The organism is Pedobacter zeaxanthinifaciens (genome assembly GCF_003313335.1).
Taxonomy (GTDB): domain Bacteria; phylum Bacteroidota; class Bacteroidia; order Sphingobacteriales; family Sphingobacteriaceae; genus Pedobacter; species Pedobacter zeaxanthinifaciens.
Genome location: NZ_QMHP01000005.1, coordinates 255,552 through 274,424, shown reverse-complemented (window position 1 = coordinate 274,424; position 18,873 = coordinate 255,552). Strand labels below are relative to the sequence as shown.

Below are 18,873 nucleotides of genomic sequence, written 5' to 3'. Positions count from 1 at the left end.
GCTGAATTATTGATGGCTTAAATTATTAAAAGATATCTTTAGTTCGAAAATGGTTGTTGAGATACCCCTCGATAAAATCCATCATACCTGCCGTTGTCAAAACTAATTTGATCTGACGTTCTATTAGGGTAGGTAGTGTTAAATTGGTACTGTAATCTTAAGCTCTTGGAACTTCCAGAATTAAGAAGAACACACCTTTTTAAGAGAAAGTCGTAATTGCAGGTTTCATTAGAGACCAATTTTATACCAATTCCCGTATTAACCTCATTCTCCAAAAGGCTATAATAAATGTCTTCATTTTTAATTTCATTGGTAGAAGTGTTTTTAACAACCTTATACATTTCAAAGCTGCCACATTGATTTGGACCATCATATACGTAATAGTTATGGTAAAATAAAGCATCTTCATATCCTGCCTTCCAACCCCTATCGTATAAGTCGTCAGAAAAGATTCCGAAACCAGGATCGGTTTGCGTTGATGGATCGGTAAAACCTGTGTAAGAATTAGGCGTTATAACGTTGTCATATGTACATGTAGAATAAGTTACATTGCTTGTTTTCGACAAAACTTTTTCTTTTTCTGTAGGGTTAAGAAGTTCTGGGTTACTTTTTGTGCAGGAAACAGCAAATGCAACAGCTGCGAGAACGATAAAATAGATTTTTTTCATGATTAAATAATTAAAGTTAATAACCGAATAAATTAATTCTCTTTAAGTTATACATTTAACATAATAAACAAAAGAAATATTTTAAGCGCTTTACATTTCTCATATAACTTTTCACTTAATTGCTGGTTTCTTAACACAACGTTTTTAGCCAAGGGTTTAAAACTTTGTTAATTAAACCTGATGGAAGCGGTTATACTTTTGTGAGCTGTTTCGGGAAGGATTGCTTCGTTTTTGCTCCTCGCAATGACGCGAGCGTGAATAGGCAGCACACAAAAGATATGAGCGGACAGCAGGGCTGCATGGGCCAAGCAATACTGACTATCATTTCCAAATCGTCAATACTGATATCTTAATATTTGCTTTTAGCTTTACGCCTTGCGCCTTTTTTCTGCCAAGCTGTCAGCAGATATTTGGTTTTTCATTTACATTTTAACAGCTTTTTTGTTCAAAATTCTGCCAAAACTCTATTGGCACATGGCTTGTTAACTAGTATTAGAACGTAAAAAATTAGAAAAGAAAATATATAACAAAATGGGAAAAATAATTGGTATAGACTTAGGAACTACGAACTCTTGTGTAGCTGTAATGGAGGGTAGCGAGCCTGTGGTTATTGCTAACAGCGAGGGTAAACGTACTACGCCATCTATTGTTGCTTTTACGGAAAACGGCGAGCGCAAAGTGGGCGAGCCTGCAAAACGTCAGGCAATCACAAACCCAACAAAAACAATTTACTCTATTAAACGCTTTATGGGCAGCAGCTTTGCTGAAGTTGATAAAGAAGTTGGAAGAGTGCCTTACAAAGTGGTTAAAGGTGATAATAACACACCACGTGTAGAAATTGACGACAGAAAATATACGCCTCAGGAAATTTCGGCAATGGTTTTACAGAAAATGAAAAAAACCGCTGAAGACTTTTTGGGACAGGAAGTTACTGAAGCTGTAATTACTGTTCCTGCTTATTTCAATGATGCACAACGTCAGGCTACTAAAGAAGCTGGTGAAATTGCTGGTTTGCAGGTGAAACGTATCATTAATGAGCCTACTGCCGCTGCTTTAGCCTATGGTTTGGATAAAGCGCACAAGGATATGAAAATTGTGGTGTTTGACTGTGGTGGTGGTACGCATGACGTATCAGTATTGGAACTTGGTGATGGTGTATTTGAAGTAAAATCAACTGATGGTGATACTCACTTAGGTGGTGACGATTTTGACCACGTATTGATTGAGTGGTTGGCAGAAGAGTTTAAAAACGAAAACGGTATGGATTTACACAAAGATCCGATGGCGTTACAACGTTTAAAAGAAGCTGCTGAGAAAGCTAAAATTGAACTTTCAAGCACTACATCAACAGAAATTAACTTGCCTTACATTACTGCTGATGCAAGCGGACCTAAGCACTTGGTGCGTACGTTAAGCCGTGCTAAATTTGAGCAGTTAGCTGGCGATTTAATTAAACGTACTATCGATCCGTGTAAATCGGCACTTAAAAATGCTGGCTTATCAGTTAGCGATATTGATGAGATTATCCTAGTAGGTGGTTCAACTCGTATTCCTGCAATTCAGGATGCGGTGAAAGCTTTCTTTGGTAAAGAGCCTTCTAAAGGTGTAAACCCTGATGAGGTGGTAGCTATTGGTGCTGCTATTCAAGGTGGTGTGTTAACAGGTGATGTAAAAGATGTGTTGTTGTTAGATGTTACTCCACTTTCGTTAGGTATTGAAACGATGGGTGGTGTAATGACCAAGTTAATTGAAGCTAACACTACTATTCCAACTAAGAAAACGGAAACTTTCTCTACAGCGGCTGATAATCAACCATCGGTAGAGATTCACATTTTACAAGGTGAGCGCCCAATGGCTGCACAAAACCGTACAATTGGTCGTTTCATGTTAGATGGAATTCCACCAGCACCTCGTGGCGTACCTCAAATTGAAGTGGCTTTTGATATTGATGCCAATGGTATTTTACACGTAAGTGCTAAAGATAAAGCTACTGGTAAAGAGCAAAAAATCCGTATCGAGGCTTCATCTGGTTTAACTGATGCTGAAATTCAAAAAATGAAGCAGGAAGCTGAAGCCAATGCAGAAGCTGATGCTAAAGCAAAAGAGGAAGCAGATAAAATTAACAGTGCTGATGCTTTGATTTTCTCAACTGAAAAACAATTGAAAGAGTTTGGCGATAAATTATCTGCTGATAAAAAAGCTCCAATTGAAGATGGGTTGAAAAAATTAAAAGATGCTCACGCTGCTCGTAACTTCGCTGATATTGAAGTGGCACAAACTGAGTTGCAAAATGCTTGGAACGCTGCTTCTGAAGAGATGTATAAAGCGGGTCAGGAAGGTCAACCACAAGGTGATGCTGCACAAGCTGAGCCACAACAAGGTGGTGATTCTGTAACTGATGTGGATTACGAAGAAGTAAAAGACGACAAATAGTTAGTCGGAAAGTTTAGAGGTCGAAATTCAGAAAGATTTTCGATGCTAAATTAAAATACAAAGCGTTGCTGATGAATTTTCAGCAACGCTTTTTTTGTTATGACGGTTCGGTTTACAATTTTGATTTGAGGGTGTTTTGTTGCTGGCGTTTATGCTGCTGTTGAGTTGACTAGTGCACTTTAAGCAGGCTTTGATTGATGATATGCTGTAGCTTTTCCTCATTGTCAACCAGTTCTTGCAACAACTTAAATTGATTTTTAGTTCTATCTAAGTTTTGAGTAGGGTAATGGATGGGATAATATACACTTCCGTTTAGGTAATCGCTTAAGAAGCGCAGGGCTTGCATGTATATGATGTATTTTCCGCTAAATAGGATCGCTTGTTTTTCTTTGTTTGTTAAAATGCTGCCCATTTCAAAAAGATAACCTTCAATCATGGCAGAGAAATAATCTTCTCGGATCTTGATTTTAGTGAGGTCGGTTTCATTTTCGGAAAACTCACAAAGATAGGTGCGCATCATATCGCCCAAGTCGGAGATAAATTTGCCAGGCATTAAGGTATCTAAATCTATCACACAAACGCCTTCGTAATTAGCGCTATTTAATAGTACATTGCTAATTTTTGTATCGTGGTGCATTACCCTATTAGGTAAATGATTTTTTAGTTCCTGGTAGATATTTAAAAGGTACTGGAAACCAATGGCCACTTCAATTTCTTTGGCTGCTTGTGTTTTTAATGTTGTGTTAGCATTTTCCAACGCCGTCTGAAATTGTTCGAATCGAAGCGCTAGGTCGTGAAACCCAACAATTGTAGCTTGTAGTTTGCTGCTGTCAAAGTCATCCAAAAGCCTGCTTAATTTTCCAAATTGCTTAGCAGCCTCGTAAGCTTGCTTGGGCGAACTTAACGTATCTAAAGCAACGGTATCATCTACAAAAGGTGATAATCGCCAATAGGAGCCATTGTTAACAGCCATGTTTTTGCCATTAATAGTTGATAGCGGAGCTGGGAAAAGATAAGAAGGGAATTGTTGATTTAAAAAGTCTGCTACCGCTTGAATGTTATTTGCAATAGCTTGGGGGTTGGTGAAAACGTTGGTATTGATGTATTGCAATACAAATTTTTCGTTGCTTGGTTTTTTGGTTAACAAATAGGTTCCGTTAATGTGGCCAGAACCTATTTGTTGAATGTTGATGTTTTTATGTGTTAAGCCGTAAGCTTCAAGTATAGTTTCATCAATTTTTAATTCCATAATTTTTCAGGGTAATTACCATTTTTTATAAGCTCATCAATGCTTTCTTGAACTAATGGCTTATCTTCTTTATAGGTAACACCAAACCACTGATTATCGGTTGGTACTACTTTAAAAGAAGCTTTATTGGTATTAACCAGATGCTCTCCAACTAGAGGAATGAAAAATTCTGCTTTAGGTTTATCCTTGTTTTCCATTGCAAAAGTTCTAAACAAATCTTCTGCGATTTGAAATACTGAAGGAGTGAATCCCCAAAAATTCATTGAAACCGGGGTGTCAAAATCAAGAGGGAATTCTTGTCCTTCTTCCTCATACACAATGGTTCCGTCTTTTTTGTAAACTTTGGTTCTTTCAACAATCTCGGTTAAATTTCCCGACTCGTCTGCTTTACAAACGCCTCTTGATACCGCTCCAAAGTCAGATAATGTTTTTCCAATTTTGTAACCGATAATACAGTAGTTGGCGTCGTTAACTTCCGAGGTAAGGAAATCAGCCATCTTTTTGAAAGCGTCGTAGCCATAAAAATCATCTGCATTAATTACGCAAAAAGGTTCTTTAACTACTTTTCTTCCCGATAAAATGGCGTGAGCTGTTCCCCAAGGTTTTTCTCTATAAATTTCTTCTTCTATTCCAAACTGTTTTAGGTCGAAATTTTGGTAAACGTAATCTACTTCAATTTTACCTTTTAGCTTCTCATCAAAAATTGATTTGAAATTGTCCGCAAATTCTTCTTTGATGATAAATACAACTTTACCGAATCCAGCTTTTATTGCATCATATATAGAATAATCGATAATGGTTTCTCCGTTAGGCCCAAAACCATCAATTTGTTTCATGCTACCATAGCGGCTTGCCATCCCGGCAGCCAAAATTAGTAAGGTTGGTTTCATTAACTATTTAGTTTTTAAATGAATATTTAGTTGTTGCCAAAGTTAAGTTTTACAAATTAAAAAGTATACGCATATTTAATTTACTTCTATTAATTTGCTAGTTTATTTTTTTGAGTTTAAAAATGATAGGCTGAAGGCTAAATTTACTCCAATTATCTCTTAAATCAAACTGAATTTTTCTGGTTTTGTTTTGATAACAATCTAATTCATTTTGTAGGCGGTCAACGCTCTATTCAAGGCCAAGCAATCGTTATTCTACAGGTTAATATCCATAAGCATTCATTAAGGTTTAAGAAATTACTTTTCAATTTCGAATTACATTTCTGAATCTTCGATAAACTAAATTTGAAATTTTTTATTGGATAACCTCGTTCTTTACAAACGTTTGCGTGTGTTTAATAGGTTGCCAGCATTTTTAAAATGTAAAAGCGGGCGCTTTGGTATCCTTAAAGCTGTTGTAAATAGCAAACGTTTGTGTCGCGTTTTGCTTTATAATTGTTATGCGGTTTTTTGCTGTTTTTAATTTTAGAAAAAGGCAATAAAATGCTTAATTTTACCTTGTGTCAAATCAAACTCAACTACCGCAATTATTTAAGTCGCTAAGCAATAGCATGGCTGGCGAATTGTTCTTCGATGACTCAAGCGTTCATGAAGCACAGAAAATGGTTTATGCTACAGATGCCTCGGTATACCAAGAGAAGCCTTTGGCCGTAGCAGTCCCGAAAACTAAAGCGGATATCGAAAAGCTGATTTCCTTTGCAGGCGAACAGCGCCTCACTTTAATTCCAAGGGCGGCCGGAACATCGTTGGCGGGCCAAGTAGTAGGTAACGGTATTGTGGTAGATATCTCTAAGTATTTCAATCAAATTATAGAGATAAATGCAGAAGAACAGTATGTTAGGGTACAACCTGGGGTAATTAGGGATGACCTAAACGTTGCATTGAAACCATTTGGCTTAATGTTTGGTCCTGAAACTTCTACCGCAAACCGAGCAATGATTGGCGGGATGATTGGTAATAACTCGTGTGGTTTGCACTCCATTGTTTGGGGTGATACCCGACAGAATTTAATAGAAGTGAAGGGCTACTTGAGTAACGGACAAGAGGTTGTTTTTAACACCGTCACTTTTGAAGAATTGGCTGAGAAATCACAATTAAATAGTTTGGAAGGAGTAATTTACAAAGGAATTTCCGATTTAGTAAATCAACCTGAAAACATTGAAGCCATTACAAACGGTTATCCCAAAAAAACATTAACAAGAAGAAACACAGGCTATGCCTTAGATTTTCTGATTCCTCAGGAAGGGAAAGAAAACTTCAACATGTGCGAGTTAATTGCAGGTTCGGAAGGGACACTTGTTTTTATAACTGAAGCGAAATTGAAGTTGCTGCCTTTGCCACCAAAACAAGAAGCGTTGGTATGTGTACACTTCAATTCCTTAGCAGAATCACTTTTGGCTAATATCATCATACTCAAACATCAGCCAATGGCGTCGGAGTTGGTAGATAAGTATATTATGGATTTTACCAAAGGCCATCCGGTTTATCAGTACAATCGGTTTTTTATTGAAGGTGAGCCCGAAGCCTTGTTGATGGTTGAGTTTTTTGCGGAAACCAAAGAAGAGCTTGACCTGAAAACGGCGGCGCTGATTGCTGATTTAAAATTGGCCGAATTGGGCTATGCTTATCCCGTGGTGTATGGTGCACAAACTAAGCTTGCTTGGGATGTGCGTAAAGCAGGTTTAGGTTTAATTAGAAACTTACCTGGCGATGAGCAGCCTGTAAACTTAATTGAAGATTGTGCGGTAGCTCCCGAGGATTTACCAGCTTACGTAGCAGATTTACAGGTAATTTTAGATAAGTATAACCTAAAAGCATCGTATTATGCGCATGCTGGTGCTGGCGAGTTGCACATTGAACCGATGATCAATTTGAAAACGCAGGCAGGTAAGGAACTTTTTAGGACTGTACTACAAGAAACTGCGGTTTTGGTGAAAAAACATCAGGGATCTTTAAGTGGTGAACACGGCGATGGAAGGTTAAGAGGCGAGTTTATTAAGGATGTTTTGGGTGATAAGGTGTACGAACTTTTAAAAGAGGTAAAGCAACTTTTTGATCCAATTGGAGTTTTTAATGCCAATAAAATTGTTGACACGCCTCCAATGAATGAGTTTTTGAGGTACGAAGCTGATAAAAAAGTTAAGCCAATACAAACCATTTTCGATTTTTCTAAGAATGAAAGTATCCTCCGCCTAGCAGAAAAATGTTCAGGGTCTGGAGATTGCAGAAAAACTCAAGTAAGCGGTGGTACCATGTGCCCATCATACATGGCTACAAGGCAGGAAAAAGATACCACCCGTGCTAGAGCAAATATTTTACGTCAGTTTTTAACAAACGATACCGGCGATAATCCTTTTAACCATGAGGAAATAAAAGAAGTGATGGATTTATGCCTAAGCTGTAAAGGTTGTAAGTCCGAATGTCCTTCTAGCGTGGATGTAGCTAAGATGAAGGCTGAGTTTTTGCAACATTATTACGATGCCAACGGCGTACCATTCCGAGCTAAAATGATTGCTAATTTTACTAAATCGCAACGTTTGGCAAGTATGGTGCCTTCTTTATACAATGCTTTAGTTTCAAATGGATTTACGTCGAAGTTAATCAAAAAAGTAGCGGGATTTGCTACAGATAGGTCTTTGCCTAAAGTTGGTAAAACTACGTTGCGTAGCTGGAAAAAGAAACATGATAAACGATCGTCGGTACCGAATGCATCACGCAAGGTTTACCTGTTCTGCGATGAGTTTACCAACTATAATGATGTAGAAATTGGTATCACGGCAATTCAACTGTTAGAGAAACTAGGCTATGAAGTCGTCATCCCTAATCACGTGGAAAGCGGAAGGACTTATTTATCCAAAGGTTTACTACGTGACGCTAAATTATTGGCCAACCAAAACGTAACTATGTTGGCGGATTTGGTGAAAGATGAAGCCCCTTTATTAGGCGTAGAGCCATCAGCTTTGCTTACTTTTAGGGATGAATATCCGGAATTGGTTGATGCTAATTTAGTGCTAAAGGCTAAAGAATTAGCTAAAAATGCAATGCTAATTGAGGAGTTTTTGGTGAAAGAAGTAGCTGCCGGTCGCATAGATAGAGGCTTGTTCACTGAACAACAACGTTTAGTGAAGTTGCATGGACATTGCTATCAGAAATCGCTAAATGCACTTTTGCCAACGCAGCAAATATTGGATTTGCCGGTTAACTATACGGTAGAGTTGATTCCATCTGGTTGCTGTGGCATGGCAGGCTCATTTGGATATGAGCAAGAACATTATGAGGTGTCTATGAAAGTTGGTGAATTGGTATTGTTGCCCGAGGTTAGAAAGCAGCCACAGGATGTAATTATTGCTGCAGCTGGTACCAGTTGTCGTCATCAAATTAAAGATGGAACCCAGCGTTTGGCTCAGCATCCAGTAGAGATTTTATGGAACGCTCTTAAGTAAAAATGGATAAAGATCATCAGTTGCTGGCTAATTATCTTCGAACTGTTTTTCAATTATCGGAAACTAGTATCAATTATTTTTTGCCCCACTGGCGATATTTTGACTGCGTCCGTAAAACCACACTTACTAATGTTGGGGAATCTGAAAATTACCTGTATTTTGTTTTGGAAGGTGTGCAACGCGTCTACTCTCTTAATGCTGATGGCAGAGAGGCCACATTGATATTTACCTATGCACCGTCTTTTGGTGGAGTGTTGGATGCCATGATGACCGGGCAAGTTTCCCGTTTTTGTTATGAAACATTAACGCCTTCATCTTTTTTGAGAGCCCCAATAGCGGAAGTTAAAAAGCTGATGGTAAATAACGTCGAAATTTCTCAGATGGTGAATATTGGCGTAAGTGCTGCTTTAGGCGGGGTTTTGGATCGTTTAGCAGAAATACAATTGCTATCTTCAGAAGATAAATTTAAACAATTGCTAAGTCGCAGTCCGCACATTTTAACTTTGGTACCACACAAATATTTAGCCAGCTACTTAGGAATTGACCCCACCAATTTTAGTAAGCTCATCAATAGAATAAAAATTTAATCTTGGTAAATGCCAACTTTTTCTACTGAGCGGTAATTTAGATTTGCTTCATCAAAAAACAATACATGAAAGCAGTAGATAAAAATAACTTTATTACCAATTTATATCAACGAACTGAGGTTTTACTGGATGAAGCAGTTAGATGCTATCAAAACTTAGGGGAGGAGGTACTCTATTTCTCTGCCAATCAACAGTCCTGGAACATTGCCGAGTGCCTTTCGCATCTTAATTCATATGGCAATTATTACCTGCCAAAACTGGAAGATATTTTAAGCAAGCCAAATCATTTTTCAAATAAAGCATTTACAGCCGGTTGGTTGGGTTCGTATTTTGTTAAAATGATGCAGCGTAGGGGCAAGCGGTTTAAAGCGGCAAAAATACATCTGCCTAGCGTAAGGGATGCTTATTTTGAGGTAGCCGAGTTTATTTCTCAGCAAGAGCGAATGTTGAAGTGTCTCAAATCTTTTGAAAAAATAGCTATTGATGATGTTAGAATTGCTACTTCCATTAACAGGCTAATTAGACTTAAAGTAGGTGATGTGTTGGAATTTATGGTTGCACACCACGAACGACACGCCGAGCAAATTAAACAAATCATTGTTAAGCGGGAAAATATGCTAGGCCAAGGGACAGCTTTTACAGCGTTTACCCTTTAAGTATTTTTCGCAACATACTTTCTTTTTTTTTCTGTCTTTTTTGTCCTTTTTCTTTTTATCCTTTTTAGACATAGTGATGGGTGATTTGACGCGAAAAATTATCCTGCTCGCTTATGCACAACAAAAAAAGGTGTGTACTTGTTGGTACACACCCTGTTATTTACGTTGAAATTACTTCAATTCAGCTCATCCTTAGATATGTAATTTAATTGGCTTCACTGTCATAGGAAATTTGTCCAACATGTTTGTCAATTTGCCATCTTCCAGTGCCTTCTTCGCCAATTACTTCGAACAATTCTAAAGCTCTACGGGCTTTGTATTCTTCTTCACGTTGTTCCCTGAAAAACCAATTCAAAAATTCCAAGGTTACATAATCTTGCTCCTTATGACAACGTGCCGCAATGTTTTTAATCGACTGCGTTACACTAATTTCCTGGTCTAGCGCTTCTTCAAAAACTTCTCTAAATGAGTTATATTCTTGCTTAATATTGGTGATTTCGGGTGAAATTGCTGTGCCACCCATATCAAGCACATACTTGAAAAATTTCAGTTGATGCTGTCTTTCTTCTTCAGCTTGTTTAAAAAAATATTCGGCCGAAAAGTCAAAGCCATTTCTGTTGCACCAAGAAGCCATCGATAAATATATGGCAGATGATAGTGCTTCTTTTTTAATTTGCTGGTTAATCAATGTTTCTATTTCCGAAGAAAGTAAACATTTAATCCTCATTAAATCTTTCATATCGTCCAAATTTTGAATACGCTATTTCGATAGAATATTTGAGCGTAATGTTATTAAACAATACAAAAATTAAAGCGGAATGTTCTTTAAAACGGAAATTTTATCGAATGCTTAGCGTTCGAACTGTTGTTTAAAAAGAGACACGATGCAAACGATCGTAAATAATGTGATTGAGCTCCAGCATTGTAAAAGCACCTTGTAGCAGTTCTTTAAGCTGTATCAATTGTAGCAGGCTAAGCACGTAGGCATGGTCACAAGCGCAAATAAAGATAATTTCTACATCAGCAGTTTGATCGCTGCTTAATAGTTTTTCTTCAATATTGATTTGATAAACCGCTTTTTTCAGCTTAAGAAAATTTCGGTAATCAAAACGAGCAAGTTTGCCTGCAAAATCTATATACCAACATTTTTCCAAATCACATTGAAACACAACGCCATTGTCTGTAGCATATACCTCTTCAAAGGTTGGTGTAGTAGTTAAAATTTCTCCAGTTTTTTGCACGTCAACAGTGTTTACGCAAAAGTAATGTTATTTAGATTAAATACAAATAATTATTGCGCCTCGTTTTAGCATGAGGAAGCATATTGTACACATTTATAAATAGTTAGGCTTAAAGTAAAGCGTTAATAACGATAAATCGTCTCTTGCTTCAAACAAAATTAATCCTCGAAAAGTTATTCTATAAATTCAAATATTATGGAAAATCAACAACCAGCCAACGATAAACTACATGGTAGTGATTTGGGCGAAACTAAAGATTTTAACGAACTGTCATTTAATAAGGATAAAAATAGCTTCGAATTTGATGTAAAGGGTGAAGAGCCAACTTACGATCATCCACTTCCTTATGAAACCTCTGCGGCCAATGGCGAAGATGCTATTTCAACTTACGACGAAGCCAATCCTTATGTAGGTAACGAATACAATGAAAACGAGTTGGTAGACGAACAATTGGATGATAACGGGATGAGGATAGACCGTTCAGGCGAAAGTGTGCTTTTAGATCCTGAAGATCGTATTCTATCTCAAACAGAAGAAGATTTTAGGGATGACTTAGACGAAGAGGGCTATCCTAAAAATGATTTGCCTCGTTAAGGAAGTATGTCTAAGTTAAACTTTTGGCGAAACTCTTCCAGCTTCGGGTTTTTCTCCATAAGGTAGGCGTACTTATCTTTATTGGTATAAATACGGTCGCTTTGTTTGGCCTCTACACGCTTTGAAAAAATTTGAACGTCAAAATTGCCTAAGCTTCCCCTTAGGTAATTTAAAAGTTCAATTTTTTCGGTTTGCAGGGTGCTTTCCAAAGCGATATTTTCTACCAAAACTGTAACATGAACACCGTCTAAAATAGGTTCATTACTTGTTAATAAAGTAAATAGATGAATTTTATCTTCCTCTTTTGCTTTTTGTGCATAGGCTTGCCAACATTCCTTAAATTGCGCTTCAGTAAATGCTTTTTTCTCATTTCCTCTAACGTACTGCGGTCCCTTATCTTCTTCGTTTAAATTAATGCCAGCGTTCAAATCAGTTAATGATGGTATTAACGAGGGCATGGCATTTTTTTGAACAGGAGAGGTTTTGATAGAAGCAGCAACAGGCGCAGTACTAACCGCAGGAACTTCCACTTTTGACGGTGCAGCAGGCGTTGTACTTACTATAGGCTTGTTTTCTGTGGTAGGTATTGGTGGCTTTACCTGATTTTCAGGTTTACTTTCTGCCGGTGCAGATTTAACTAAAGTTTTTTTTTTATCCTGATCTGAATCAGTTGCTGTGTTGGCTAGTTGAATAACGGATGGAATGTGGCACATCTTGATGAGTGCCAGCTCAACCTGTAACCGCTGATTTTTACTGTTTTTATAATTTAAATCGCACTGATTTGCCAAGTTCAATGCCGTTAAAATAAAACCTAAACTTACGCTGTTGCTTTGCGATAAATACTTTTGTTTAATAGTTTCGCTAACTTCCAGCAATTTAATGGTCTGGTTATCCTTACCAACCAATAAGTTTCTAAAGTGGCCAGCTAAGCCGTTAATAAAGTTATTACCATCAAAACCATTATTTAAAACCTCGTTAAATAACAAAAGCGTGTTGCTTACATCGCCAGCAGTTAAAAAATCAGTAAGCTTAAAATAATAATCGTAATCTAGTATATTCAGGTTTGAAATTACCGCCTGGTAAGTTACATTCCTATTGGTATAGCTAACAATTTGGTCAAACATGGAGAGCGCATCACGCAATCCACCATCTGCTTTTTGCGCAATAATGTGCAAGCCATCATTATCCGTATTGATATTTTCCCGCTCTGCTATTTTAGCTAAATGATTGGCTATGTCCTCAACCTGTATACGGTTAAAATCAAATATTTGGCAACGCGATAAAATAGTAGGTAGTATTTTATGCTTTTCTGTAGTAGCTAAAATGAAGATGGCATACGGAGGAGGTTCTTCTAAAGTTTTCAAAAAGGCGTTAAAAGCACTAGTTGAAAGCATGTGAACCTCATCAATAATATATATTTTGTACTTGCCAGCTTGCGGCGGTATCCTTACCTGCTCAATTAAGCTCCTAATATCGTCAACAGAGTTGTTGGATGCAGCATCCAGCTCATGAAAGTTAAATGAATGGCCCGATTGGAACGATTGACAGCTTTCGCAAGTGCCACAGGCTTCTTGCTCTGGAGTAAGGTTTGTGCAGTTAATTGTTTTGGCTAAAATACGAGCGCAAGTAGTTTTACCTACACCACGTGGGCCGCAAAACAAAAAAGCCTGCGCTAATTGGTTATTCTTAATGGCGTTTTTTAGTGTTCCCGTAATGTGTTGCTGCCCAACCACGGTTTCAAACGTAGCTGGCCTATATTTACGGGCTGAAACAATAAAATTTTCCATTGCCACGAAAATAAGTAATTTTTATGTAGTTGGAATGTTGGAAATTGGAATGTTGAAAAGTTACTGTTTAAAAGGAGCATTTTGAAAACAATGCAACACTTTTCATAGGTATCTTTAGTCCCGCCTTTTGCTTAATCTTTTTGTTAACGATAGTACTTAACTTGGTAAGTTTTAAAACTTAACCAAGTTGCACTGGCAATGCTACAAAAAGGATTTCGCTGTCAGTCGGGTTTAGTTCACAAACGTTATCCTTACTTGGCCAAATTTTACCAGTACAATTATTAAAGTCATCTAAATAATCGATTTCAACTCCTTCCTGTATTGCGAAGCGCTTTTGCCGGTAAACTCATGAAATACTTTGTTGAAATGGCTAAAGTTTGGAAAGCCACTATCTACGGCAATATTGGCAATACTCATTGGCTTTTCAGCCAATAGTTTGGAGGCATGCACCACTCGATATTCATTTACAAATTTGGTAAAAGTTTTTTTAGTCGCCTTTTTAAAATACCTGCAAAATGAAGGCACTGTCATATTTGCCATTTCGGCAATGTCCTCTAAATTGATTTCTTCGGTAAAGTGGTCTTTAACATAGTTGAAGATCATATTGATCCTATCATTGTCTTGAGCCTGCATTTCAAAGGAAAAATTTTGCGCATTCAGTAGCTTATAATCAGGGGCTTGCTCCAACTCCCTCAGTACGCCAAGCAACGATAAAAGTCGTTCAAAAGGCCATTGGTTGCTCATCTTTTCTAAAATCGGACCAACAAGTCGCATGGTATCTTTACCAAATGCAATTCCATATTTCGCTTTTTCAAATAAGTTGGCAATACCCTTAGTTTCCTTCAATCCTAAAAAGTTAGCACCTAAAAAATCCGGCTTCATTTGAATAACTACTTCGTTAGTATTCCCTGTAGTTTCGTCTGTAAACCCGCAGTGCGGTAATTCGCTTCCTATTAAAATCAGGTCGCCATCGGTGTAGTATGATATATGACTACCTATTTGGCGCTTGCCGGTTCCGCCATTAACAAAAACCATTTCAATTTCAGGATGGTAGTGCCAAACATGTGCGTTATTGTTGGCGTTTGGCGAATATTTTGAGTAGTAAAACGAACTTCCAAACGAAGGCTCTATAATTTCGAAACTTGGCTTTATCTTCTTCATAATTTAATGCTAAATTAACAATAAAATGTAATAAATTCACTTGTTATTTTCTTTTTTGAATTAATGATGTTAAAATAGCATATTTATTGGTGTATTTGCAACATAAATCACAGTTGCTTGCTACTTAACTTTGTATCAATCAATTAGGTCTCTAACATTTAATTAATTAGAAACATGAAAAATAGATACAAATTTTTGCTTTTGGCCTTCGCTTTATTGGGTGTTAACGCAGCAAAAGCGGACGATATAGAAGTTTTGGTTAGAATTGCCAAAGAAAACAGCAAGTGGGTTAGTTTTATAACAAATGATGCACAAGCGGTGGAAGTTTCTTTGTTTACAGCAAAAGGTGATTTGGTACATGAGCAAACCTTGAAAAATAGCAATAACAAGTTCCAAACTTATGATTTAAATGCGCTTCCTTCTGGTGAGTACAGTTTGAAGATTGAATCGGCTTCTAAAGTAGTAACCTATCAAATTGAAGTGAATGACGAAAGTGCCGTACTTTCGCAGCCGGTGGTAAAGGAAATTAAGCGTCCGTTGTTCATCAAGAAAAATAATTTACTTACGATAGATTTAAATGGAACCTGCAGCGGTAAGGTGGAACTGGTGATTTACAATGAATTCGACGAGAAACTACACGAAGATACTTATGAAGATGCCGCTACAATGATCAAGAAATTTGATGTAGGTACTACCACTGCAAAACAGCTTACCTTCGTGATCAGATCTAACGGAGAAGAATATTCAGAAACGATTGCCCTTTAATATATAACTACATACGATAAGTTAAAGCACTGCTGTTTACGGTAGTGCTTTTTTGCTTTCATAGTTTTGGATAGAGATGTCGGACTATTAGTTCAAACAAATAAGCTAAGTGGGCAAATCGATGTGCAATTATCTATATTAAACGGCGAATCTTCAAAATAGCAATGAGCGTTTTCCGTCTTTAAATTTTAAAACAACGCTTTGATTTATAGAAATATATTGCTACATTTGCAGCCCGTTTTAAGCGGAATAAAAAAATAAAATTAATTAAATCACAACAATGAATCAGTACGAAACTGTTATCGTTCTTACCCCGTTGTTGTCAGAAGAAGCTGCTAAAGAGGCAATTGCTAAATTTAAAGGCATCATTACTGACGGCGGAGCCGAAATTATCGCAGAAGATAATTGGGGTTTGAGAAAATTAGCGTATCCGATTGAGAAAAAAGCAAACGGATTCTTTCATCTTACAGAATACAAATGTAACGGTGAATTAATAAGCAAGTTAGAGCTAGAATTAAAACGCGATGAGCGTGTTTTACGTTTCTTGACTGTAAGATTAGACCGTCACGCGGTTGCCTACAATGAGAAAAAACGTAGCGGAGCTTTTAACAAAACTAAGAAAGAGGAGGCTACAGCGTAATGGCAAAAGATCAAATTCAATATGTTACTGCTCCAAAAGTGGAGGATAACAGAAAAAAATATTGCCGTTTCAAGAAAAATGGCATTAAGTACATTGATTATAAAGACGCAAACTTTTTGTTGAAATTTGTTAATGAGCAAGGTAAAATTTTACCTCGTCGTTTAACTGGTACTTCTTTGAAGTTTCAACGTAAAGTGGCTCAAGCGGTAAAACGTGCTCGCCACATCGGTTTGTTGCCTTTCGTTACTGACCAATTAAAATAGGAGCTGAGCAATGGAAGTTATTTTAAAGCAAGATATCAAATCACTAGGTGAGAAAGATGATATCGTTACGGTAAAACCTGGTTTTGGTCGTAATTACTTAATCCCACAAGGTTTTGCAATTTTAGCAACTCCTTCGGCAAAAAAAGTATTGGCTGAAAACTTAAAGCAAGCTGCTTTTAAACAAGAAAAAATTAAGAAAGACGCTGAAGCGGTAGCTGCACAATTAGCTGATGTTAAATTATCTATTGGCGCTAAAGCTGGTGAAACTGGAAAAATCTTTGGTGCTGTTAACACGATTCAAGTGGCTGACGCATTAAAAGCTAAAGGTTTTGAAGTTGACCGTCGTCGTATTACTTTCGAAACTGAGCCTAAAACTTTGGGCGAGTACGTAGCTAACTTGAACTTACACAAAGAAGTAAAAGTTAAAGTACCTTTCGAAGTAGTAGCTGAGTAATTACTAACTCAAAGAACATACAAGCCCCGGAATATTTCGGGGCTTTGTTTTTTTAGTAGGGCTTATGTTTTTAAAAATCAAGCCTTTTGTTATATTTGTTGCCCCGTTTATCAACTTGTTGATGATTGGGCCATCCAAATAAGATGCTGATGAAATACCTAAAACCCATTCGGTTGTTATTGCTCTTATGTTTGTTTGCTGTAGTTGCAAAATCACAAGAAATTGTGGAGAAGGCACCTGATACAGTGAAGAAAATCATTTTAACTACTTATTATGCCAAGAAGTTCGAAGGTAGGAGAACTACCAGCGGCGAGCGCTATCGTTCGAGCAAATTTACGGCTGCACATCGTACGTTGCCCTTCGGCACCATCATCAAGGTGAAAAACTTGCGTACAGGCAAAACGGTAGAGGTAAAAGTGAACGATCGTGGGCCTTTCAGCAAGAAATTTTCTTTGGATATTTCTCGTGCCGCAGCACAGGCTTTAGGCATTTACAGGCTAGGTTATGCCCGTGTGGAAATCGCCTACGTATTGCGCTAAAAATCGAGTGTAATTCATACACTTTTTAAAATTATTAACACTCATTTTTATTTCCTAAGTCCTTAAAAAGAAATAATTAGCTTTTTTTCTCAGTGTTTATGACCAAATTCTGATTAGAAATCCCCATAAAATCAGAGGCATGTTAACAACTTTGTAGGATAAAAAATGCCCTATCTTTTATATTTGTTATACAAAGTTCTTTAATAGAAAACACCCAAAATATCGTTGTAACTAATTGTTATTTAGTTCTTTCGAAAAACACGTTTTTCAAAGTTTTTCTGAAAGTACAAACTAAGTACGCTTTGTTTGGCTGTTTACACTACTAAAAGAATTTTGCCTGTTTGCTGTAACCGCATTTCTAAAAGAAAGTAAAAAAGAGTTTTATGGAAGAAGAACTATTATTAAAGGAAAACAAGGATCGTTTTGTGCTTTTACCAATTAAGTTTCCGGCAATTTGGGAAATGTATAAAAAAGCAGAAGCAAGTTTTTGGACCGCAGAGGAAATTGATCTTTCTGATGATATCAAACATTGGGAAAACTTGAATAGTGGAGAACGTCATTTCATTTCGCATATCCTAGCTTTTTTCGCAGCTAGTGATGGCATTGTAAATGAAAACTTGGCGGTTAACTTCATGAGCGAAGTGCAAATTCCCGAAGCTCGTTGCTATTATGGTTTTCAAATCATGATGGAGAACATCCACTCCGAAACCTATGCCTTACTAATCGATACTTACGTTAAAGATCCTGAAGAGAAAGATAGGCTTTTCCATGCCATTGAAACTGTACCAGCGGTGAAGAAGAAAGCGGAATGGGCTTTAAGATGGATTGAAAATGGAACCTTTGCAGAGCGATTGGTTGCTTTTGCTGCGGTAGAAGGTATTTTCTTTAGCGGTAGTTTCTGTTCTATCTTTTGGCTGAAAAAACGTGGTTTAATGCCAGGTTTAACGTTCAGTAATGAGTTGATTTCAAGAGATGAAGGTTCGCACTGCGAGTTTGCTTGCTTGCTTTATAGCATGTTGCAAAACAAATTAACACAGCAACAGGTACACACCATCATTAAAGATGCGGTTGAAATCGAAAAAGATTTCATTAGTGATGCTTTACCGGTGAAATTGATTGGTATGAACGCAGATTTGATGAAGCAATACATCGAATTTGTAGCGGATAGATGGCTGACCGAACTAGGTTATGCTAAAATCTACAATTCAACTAACCCATTCGATTTTATGGAAATGATTTCGTTACAGGGTAAAACCAACTTCTTTGAAAAAAGAGTGGGAGATTACCAAAAAAGTGGTGTGTTAACTTCTTCGGAAGATAAAGCACAAGCGTTTTCATTAGATGAAGATTTTTAAATTAAGGTATCAGGTATCAGGTTTTAGATATCAGGTAGTAATGCCTCCTATCTTTTACTAAATAACCAATATCTAAATGCTAAATAAT

At 37.2% G+C, this 18,873-nt stretch carries 18 protein-coding genes; 11 read left to right on the top strand and 7 right to left on the bottom strand.

All coding sequences use genetic code 11. The annotated features are described in order from the left end of the window. Positions 1-38 precede the first annotated feature (38 nt). The gene (locus DUT68_RS09970) at positions 39-668 is read right to left on the bottom strand and encodes a hypothetical protein (RefSeq protein ID WP_113638038.1); all 630 of its coding nucleotides are present in this window, start codon (positions 666-668) and stop codon (positions 39-41) included. Between the two features lie 531 nt (positions 669-1,199). Here DUT68_RS09970 and dnaK point away from each other — a divergent pair. Next, positions 1,200-3,101: a molecular chaperone DnaK gene (gene dnaK, locus DUT68_RS09965; RefSeq protein WP_113638036.1), complete on the top strand. Its 1,902-nt coding sequence runs from the start codon at positions 1,200-1,202 to the stop codon at positions 3,099-3,101. A gap of 169 nt (positions 3,102-3,270) precedes the next feature. On the opposite strand, the gene DUT68_RS09960 is transcribed toward dnaK, so the two are convergent. After that, positions 3,271-4,350, bottom strand: coding sequence for a phosphotransferase enzyme family protein (locus DUT68_RS09960; protein ID WP_113638034.1), 1,080 nt, complete (start codon positions 4,348-4,350; stop codon positions 3,271-3,273). Beyond that, a complete protein-coding gene (locus DUT68_RS09955) occupies positions 4,341-5,240 on the bottom strand; it encodes a nucleotidyltransferase family protein (protein ID WP_113638032.1) in 900 nt (299 codons plus the stop codon). Before DUT68_RS09955 ends, DUT68_RS09960 begins: the two co-directional genes overlap by 10 nt. A 560-nt stretch (positions 5,241-5,800) precedes the next feature. Here DUT68_RS09955 and DUT68_RS09950 point away from each other — a divergent pair. From DUT68_RS09950 to DUT68_RS09940, 3 genes are all read left to right on the top strand, one after another. Continuing rightward, positions 5,801-8,743, top strand: coding sequence for an FAD-binding and (Fe-S)-binding domain-containing protein (locus DUT68_RS09950; RefSeq protein WP_306419613.1), 2,943 nt, complete (start codon positions 5,801-5,803; stop codon positions 8,741-8,743). Between the two features lie 2 nt (positions 8,744-8,745). Further along, positions 8,746-9,330 (top strand): Crp/Fnr family transcriptional regulator, encoded by a 585-nt coding sequence (locus DUT68_RS09945; RefSeq protein ID WP_113638028.1) that lies wholly within the window; start codon positions 8,746-8,748, stop codon positions 9,328-9,330. 65 nt (positions 9,331-9,395) lie between these two features. Continuing rightward, positions 9,396-9,986, top strand: coding sequence for a DinB family protein (locus tag DUT68_RS09940; protein WP_113638027.1), 591 nt, complete (start codon positions 9,396-9,398; stop codon positions 9,984-9,986). Positions 9,987-10,191: 205 nt separating this feature from the next. Here the strand turns inward: DUT68_RS09940 and DUT68_RS09935 are convergent, their stop codons facing one another. Further along, positions 10,192-10,725, bottom strand: coding sequence for a ferritin (locus tag DUT68_RS09935; RefSeq protein ID WP_113638025.1), 534 nt, complete (start codon positions 10,723-10,725; stop codon positions 10,192-10,194). Between the two features lie 130 nt (positions 10,726-10,855). Next, on the bottom strand, positions 10,856-11,227 hold the full coding sequence (locus DUT68_RS09930; protein WP_237088309.1) for a hypothetical protein: 372 nt from the start codon (positions 11,225-11,227) through the stop codon (positions 10,856-10,858). A gap of 195 nt (positions 11,228-11,422) precedes the next feature. On the opposite strand from DUT68_RS09930, the gene DUT68_RS09925 reads away from it, so the two are divergent. Continuing rightward, entirely contained in the window at positions 11,423-11,821 is a 399-nt protein-coding gene (locus tag DUT68_RS09925; protein ID WP_113638023.1) for a hypothetical protein, read from the top strand. Here DUT68_RS09925 and DUT68_RS09920 read toward each other — a convergent pair. Then, positions 11,818-13,608: a DNA polymerase III subunit gamma/tau gene (locus tag DUT68_RS09920; protein ID WP_113638021.1), complete on the bottom strand. Its 1,791-nt coding sequence runs from the start codon at positions 13,606-13,608 to the stop codon at positions 11,818-11,820. The two genes, DUT68_RS09925 and DUT68_RS09920, sit on opposite strands and share 4 nt — an antisense overlap. A 291-nt stretch (positions 13,609-13,899) precedes the next feature. Further along, positions 13,900-14,769 (bottom strand): AraC family transcriptional regulator, encoded by an 870-nt coding sequence (locus DUT68_RS09915; protein WP_113638019.1) that lies wholly within the window; start codon positions 14,767-14,769, stop codon positions 13,900-13,902. A 174-nt stretch (positions 14,770-14,943) separates the two neighbouring features. Here DUT68_RS09915 and DUT68_RS09910 point away from each other — a divergent pair, with 174 nt between their 5' ends. The 6 genes from DUT68_RS09910 to DUT68_RS09885 all read left to right on the top strand — a co-directional run bounded on the left by DUT68_RS09910 (position 14,944) and on the right by DUT68_RS09885 (position 18,785). Further along, positions 14,944-15,534: a DUF3244 domain-containing protein gene (locus DUT68_RS09910; protein ID WP_113638017.1), complete on the top strand. Its 591-nt coding sequence runs from the start codon at positions 14,944-14,946 to the stop codon at positions 15,532-15,534. A 280-nt stretch (positions 15,535-15,814) separates the two neighbouring features. Further along, positions 15,815-16,174 carry a 30S ribosomal protein S6 gene (gene rpsF / locus DUT68_RS09905; RefSeq protein WP_113638015.1) on the top strand — a complete coding sequence of 120 codons (360 nt, stop codon included), beginning with the start codon at positions 15,815-15,817 and terminating at the stop codon, positions 16,172-16,174. Next, a complete protein-coding gene (rpsR, locus tag DUT68_RS09900) occupies positions 16,174-16,437 on the top strand; it encodes a 30S ribosomal protein S18 (protein WP_113638014.1) in 264 nt (87 codons plus the stop codon). Before rpsF ends, rpsR begins: the two co-directional genes overlap by 1 nt. A 10-nt stretch (positions 16,438-16,447) precedes the next feature. After that, positions 16,448-16,891, top strand: a complete 444-nt coding sequence (rplI, locus tag DUT68_RS09895) for a 50S ribosomal protein L9 (RefSeq protein ID WP_113638012.1) — start codon at positions 16,448-16,450, stop codon at positions 16,889-16,891. A 149-nt stretch (positions 16,892-17,040) separates the two neighbouring features. Then, entirely contained in the window at positions 17,041-17,430 is a 390-nt protein-coding gene (locus DUT68_RS09890) for a septal ring lytic transglycosylase RlpA family protein (protein ID WP_113638117.1), read from the top strand. A 383-nt stretch (positions 17,431-17,813) separates the two neighbouring features. Next, a complete protein-coding gene (locus tag DUT68_RS09885; RefSeq protein ID WP_113638010.1) occupies positions 17,814-18,785 on the top strand; it encodes a ribonucleoside-diphosphate reductase small subunit in 972 nt (323 codons plus the stop codon). The last annotated feature ends 88 nt before the right edge of the window (positions 18,786-18,873 follow it).

What these genes read in the sequence shown, in the direction of transcription:
- DUT68_RS09970 (WP_113638038.1), bottom strand. Translation starts at nt 668, where the DNA reads ATGAAAAAAATCTATTTTATCGTTCTCGCAGCTGTTGCATTTGCTGTT.
- dnaK (WP_113638036.1), top strand. Translation starts at nt 1,200, where the DNA reads ATGGGAAAAATAATTGGTATAGACTTAGGAACTACGAACTCTTGTGTA.
- DUT68_RS09960 (WP_113638034.1), bottom strand. Translation starts at nt 4,350, where the DNA reads ATGGAATTAAAAATTGATGAAACTATACTTGAAGCTTACGGCTTAACA.
- DUT68_RS09955 (WP_113638032.1), bottom strand. Translation starts at nt 5,240, where the DNA reads ATGAAACCAACCTTACTAATTTTGGCTGCCGGGATGGCAAGCCGCTAT.
- DUT68_RS09945 (WP_113638028.1), top strand. Translation starts at nt 8,746, where the DNA reads ATGGATAAAGATCATCAGTTGCTGGCTAATTATCTTCGAACTGTTTTT.
- DUT68_RS09940 (WP_113638027.1), top strand. Translation starts at nt 9,396, where the DNA reads ATGAAAGCAGTAGATAAAAATAACTTTATTACCAATTTATATCAACGA.
- DUT68_RS09935 (WP_113638025.1), bottom strand. Translation starts at nt 10,725, where the DNA reads ATGAAAGATTTAATGAGGATTAAATGTTTACTTTCTTCGGAAATAGAA.
- DUT68_RS09925 (WP_113638023.1), top strand. Translation starts at nt 11,423, where the DNA reads ATGGAAAATCAACAACCAGCCAACGATAAACTACATGGTAGTGATTTG.
- DUT68_RS09920 (WP_113638021.1), bottom strand. Translation starts at nt 13,608, where the DNA reads ATGGAAAATTTTATTGTTTCAGCCCGTAAATATAGGCCAGCTACGTTT.
- DUT68_RS09915 (WP_113638019.1), bottom strand. Translation starts at nt 14,769, where the DNA reads ATGAAGAAGATAAAGCCAAGTTTCGAAATTATAGAGCCTTCGTTTGGA.
- DUT68_RS09910 (WP_113638017.1), top strand. Translation starts at nt 14,944, where the DNA reads ATGAAAAATAGATACAAATTTTTGCTTTTGGCCTTCGCTTTATTGGGT.
- rpsF (WP_113638015.1), top strand. Translation starts at nt 15,815, where the DNA reads ATGAATCAGTACGAAACTGTTATCGTTCTTACCCCGTTGTTGTCAGAA.
- rpsR (WP_113638014.1), top strand. Translation starts at nt 16,174, where the DNA reads ATGGCAAAAGATCAAATTCAATATGTTACTGCTCCAAAAGTGGAGGAT.
- rplI (WP_113638012.1), top strand. Translation starts at nt 16,448, where the DNA reads ATGGAAGTTATTTTAAAGCAAGATATCAAATCACTAGGTGAGAAAGAT.
- DUT68_RS09890 (WP_113638117.1), top strand. Translation starts at nt 17,041, where the DNA reads ATGAAATACCTAAAACCCATTCGGTTGTTATTGCTCTTATGTTTGTTT.
- DUT68_RS09885 (WP_113638010.1), top strand. Translation starts at nt 17,814, where the DNA reads ATGGAAGAAGAACTATTATTAAAGGAAAACAAGGATCGTTTTGTGCTT.